Source organism: Herbaspirillum sp. UBA812 (assembly GCF_002296545.1).
GTDB lineage: Bacteria > Pseudomonadota > Gammaproteobacteria > Burkholderiales > Burkholderiaceae_D > Herbaspirillum > Herbaspirillum huttiense.
Map to the genome: position 1 here is coordinate 1 of NZ_DBIC01000269.1, position 3,732 is coordinate 3,732.

Annotated in this window: 4 protein-coding genes; all 4 read right to left on the minus strand. The window is 59.0% G+C overall.

Features of this window, described 5'->3' with window-relative positions; all coding sequences use genetic code 11:
- Positions 1–430: 430 nt before the first annotated feature.
- Positions 431–1,915, minus strand: a complete 1,485-nt coding sequence (gene tssC, locus B3873_RS18560; RefSeq protein WP_034331635.1) for a type VI secretion system contractile sheath large subunit — start codon at positions 1,913–1,915, stop codon at positions 431–433.
- Between the two features lie 30 nt (positions 1,916–1,945).
- On the minus strand, positions 1,946–2,440 hold the full coding sequence (gene tssB / locus B3873_RS18565) for a type VI secretion system contractile sheath small subunit (protein ID WP_085946189.1): 495 nt from the start codon (positions 2,438–2,440) through the stop codon (positions 1,946–1,948).
- Between the two features lie 245 nt (positions 2,441–2,685).
- A complete protein-coding gene (locus B3873_RS18570; protein WP_039787843.1) occupies positions 2,686–3,030 on the minus strand; it encodes an STAS domain-containing protein in 345 nt (114 codons plus the stop codon).
- A gap of 81 nt (positions 3,031–3,111) precedes the next feature.
- Positions 3,112–3,732, minus strand: a 621-nt coding sequence (locus B3873_RS18575; protein WP_286868042.1) for an ATP-binding protein, incomplete at its 5' end; no start/stop codon positions are given.

Consider the following 3,732-nt stretch of genomic DNA (forward strand, 5'->3'; position numbering starts at 1 on the left):
TTTGGTCGAGCCTTCGATCTTGCCTTGGTTCTGGCCTTCGAGGATCAGGTAGCATGGCATCGGCATGATGGTTTCCTTTTCTAGTGGTAGTTGCTTCACGTCATTCGCGTGGACGGCCCGGGCAGTTAGCCTTGGTCGCCTCCCTTGTCATTGCGACCGGGGTTTCCCCGGTGCGGTGCCCAGTACATTGCGCTTCCTGTGTGTTCTGTGCATGCAACGTATTCTGGTCGCATTGCGTTACGCCCCGGTGTCAAAGGGCGGCGCCTGCGTTACAACTGAAACCGGGAGAGTAGCTTCGCCTGCGGGCGGAAGAGCACGGCGATCATGTACGACCGCTGTGGGTGTGGCGATTCCCCTTTTCGCCCAAGGATGATGCTGTCGGCTGCGGCGCGCCCCCGTTCCGCTTCGCACCACAGCCGTGTCCTGCCGTTTATTTCTTGTCCAGCTTGCCCACCAGTGACAGCGTGAACGAGGCACCCATGTACTTGAAGTGCGGTCGCACCTTCAAATCCACCTTGTACCAGCCCGGATCACCTTCGACGTCAGCCACCACGATCTCGGCCTGGCGCAGCGGACGGCGGCTGCGCACACCTTCAGCCGGATTGTCCATGTCGGCCACGTATTGGCGGATCCAGTTGTTGAGTTCGCTTTCCAGGTCGCCGCGTTCCTTCCAGGTACCGATATTCTCGCGTTGGATCACCTTGATGTAGTGCGCCAGGCGGCTCACCACGAACATGTAGGGCAACTGGGTGCTGAGCTTGTAATTCAGCTCGGCTTCCTTGCCTTCCTTGGTGTTGCCGAAGAACTTCGGCTTCTGCGCCGAGTTGGCCGAGAAGAAGGCGGCATTGTCGCTGTTCTTGCGCATGGTCAAGGCCATGAAGCCCTGCTCGGCCAGTTCGAACTCGCGGCGTTCCGAAATCAGAACCTCCGTCGGAATCTTGTTCTGCAGCTCGCCCATCGACTCGTAGGTGTAAACCGGCAGGTCACCCACGGTACCACCACCCTGCGGGCCGATGACGTTGGCGCACCAGCGGTAATCTGCGAAGCTGGCGGTCAGGCGGGTAGCAAACGCGAAAGCCGCGTTACCCCAGAGGAACTGCTTGTTGCCACCGGAGACGTCTTCCGTGTAATTGAATTTCTTGGCCGGCACGGTATCGGTGCCGTAAGGCACGCGCAGCAGGAAGTGCGGCAGGGTCAAGCCGATGTAGCGCGCATCCTCGCTCTCGCGGAAGGCATTCCACTTTACGAATTGAGGGCCCTCGAAGATTGAGGACAGATCCTTCAGGTTGGGCAGCTGGTCATAGCTGTCCACGCCGAAGAACTGCGGTGCGGTCGCAGCGATGAAGGGCGCATGGCTCATCGCTGAGACGCTGGCTGCATATTGCAGCAGCTTGATGTCCTGCCCGCCGGGGCCGAATTCATAGTTGGCCACGATGGCGCCGAATGGCTGGCCGCCGAACTGGCCGTATTCTGCCGTGTACATGTTCTTGTACAGGCCGGACTTGGTGATGTCGGCCGAGTCCTCGAAGTCTTCCAGCAGTTTGTCCTTGCTCACGGACATGATCTGGATCTTGACGTTCTCGCGGAAGTTGGTGCGATCCACCAGGAACTTCAGCGAGCGCCATGCCGATTCCAGTTTCTGGAAATTCTCGTGATGCAGGATGGCGTCGACCTGGGCACAAAGCTTCTTGTCCAGATCGGCAATCATGCTGTCCACGGTGGCCTGGGTGATCCGTTCGACCGCATTCTGCGGTTCCAGCAATTGCGAAATGAAGGCCTGAATACCCTGCTTGGTGATCGAATAGGCATCGTCGCCCGGCTTGATGCGGGCCGACTCTATCAGTTGGTCCAGCAAGGAATCGCTGGCTTGCGCTTCGGCCGCCTGGGGGGCGGACTGCTTTTGTTCTTCACTCATGTTCTCTCCCTGAAATTCCCGGTTCCCCGATTACTTTTCTTCGATGCCCAGCTCGGAGAGAAGGCGAGCGCGCACGCCCTCATCCTCGATCAGCTCCTGCACCTTCTTGCGGAAGTCGGGGATGTTGCCCAACGGTCCCTTCAAGGCTTTCAGCGCGTCCCGCAGCGCGATCATCTGGCGCAGCTCGGGCACCTTGTCGACGATGGCGTCGGGCGTGAAATCGTTGATGTGCTCGAAGCTCATGTTCATGGCCAGGACGGCGTCCGGGTCGGCCTTGTCATCGAGCTTGTTGGGGACGGTCAGGTCCAGGGAGAGCTTCTGTGCCTTGAGCACGTCATTGAAGTTGTCCTTGTCGATGTTGACCGGTTTCATTTCTTCGATCGGGGTGTCGTCGTTGCGCAGTGTGTAATCGCCCACGACGAGCAATTTCAGCGGCAGTTCGACTTCTGACTTGGCGTCGCCCGTTGCAGGACGATAGACGATATTGACACGTTCCTTCGGCGCTACTGATCCATCTGCCATGATTTTTCTCCTGAGTAAGGCAGCACAATGTGCATGAGACGAGCGGAATGGGCCTGGAGATTCCTGACACCCCATAACCTTCAGAGTCTCGCAGATAGCAAGACAAAGCTATGCGAGAAAAACAAACAAAAATACCCATCAGTGTTTCAATTGAAACCCGACCGCTGCACTCGCCTGCCATGAGACGCAGCAGCCGCAAGGCCTGCGACCGCACCCGCCTGGTGCTGCGCGAGCCGATCCCTCCCGGCTCAGCCGAGATGGGAGAAATGGACGAGCGCCTGTTCGCGCGTGTCTGTGACGGTCAGAATGTTGAGAAAGCCGCTGATGTCGAACACTTCCCGGATCTGCGGTTGCATGCCGTGCAATACCAGCACGCCACCGGACTGCTTGAGTTTCTTGGCCAGCAGCAATACGACCCGCAGGCCGGCGCTGGAGATGTAATCGAGTCGGCTCATGTCGAGCAGCATGTCGGACTCGCCACGTGCCACCTGCGCCATGAGGTCAGCCTCGGCCTGTCCTGCATTGACGCTGCTGATGCGCCCCTCCAGCGAAACCAGCAGGATCTCGGCGCTCTTTTCAAAGGTAATGTTCATGATGATCTACGATGAGGCAAGTCGATGTGCGGCCATGGGCGCAGCCCAGGGGCAGTCAGAAAATGGAATGCTCAAAGTCCCTTAGTCGCCAGCGACATGCTTGGCGAACCACAGGCAATTGTGACGCTCGGTGCGACGATAGGACACCTCATCCATGAGGGTCTTGAGAAAGTGGACGCCGAGCCCGCCGACCGGGCGCTTGTCGAGATCCAGGACGAAATCGGGCGGACCGCCCAACAGCGGATCGAAAGCGGTACCCGTATCCCTCACCTCGGCTACCACTCGCACTGCCCTACCCTCGTCACTGTTGGTCTCAAGTACAACGCGGACATGGATTGGCTCGTCAGCGCCGCCGTCGGGGAATGCGTAGTTGATCACGTTGACCACCACTTCTTCCAGGACCAGATTGAGTTCGAAGGCGAGCTTCCCCGGTAGCGCGCAGGCGGCGCAAAACTCGTCGACCGCTTCGGCCAGCCGGTCCAGCTCAGCCACATCGTTGTGCAGCTGCAATAATAGTTCTTTTGATTCAGCCATCGCCCCTCCCGTCGATAACGCGGCGAAGTGTAGCACGGCAACCAGTCGGCGCAACATCAAACCACCGCGCCTCACCTCGTGGGCGGGCGCAGTGGCTGCAGCGGCTGCGATCAGGACTTCGGAGCGAGCCAGGAGTCTTCTGCCTCGATACCGTCCGGATCGAAGGTC

Bases quoted from the DNA above. Each gene is read 5' to 3' on its own strand.
- B3873_RS18570 (WP_039787843.1), bottom strand. From the start codon at position 3,030: ATGAACATTACCTTTGAAAAGAGCGCCGAGATCCTGCTGGTTTCGCTG.
- tssC (WP_034331635.1), bottom strand. From the start codon at position 1,915: ATGAGTGAAGAACAAAAGCAGTCCGCCCCCCAGGCGGCCGAAGCGCAA.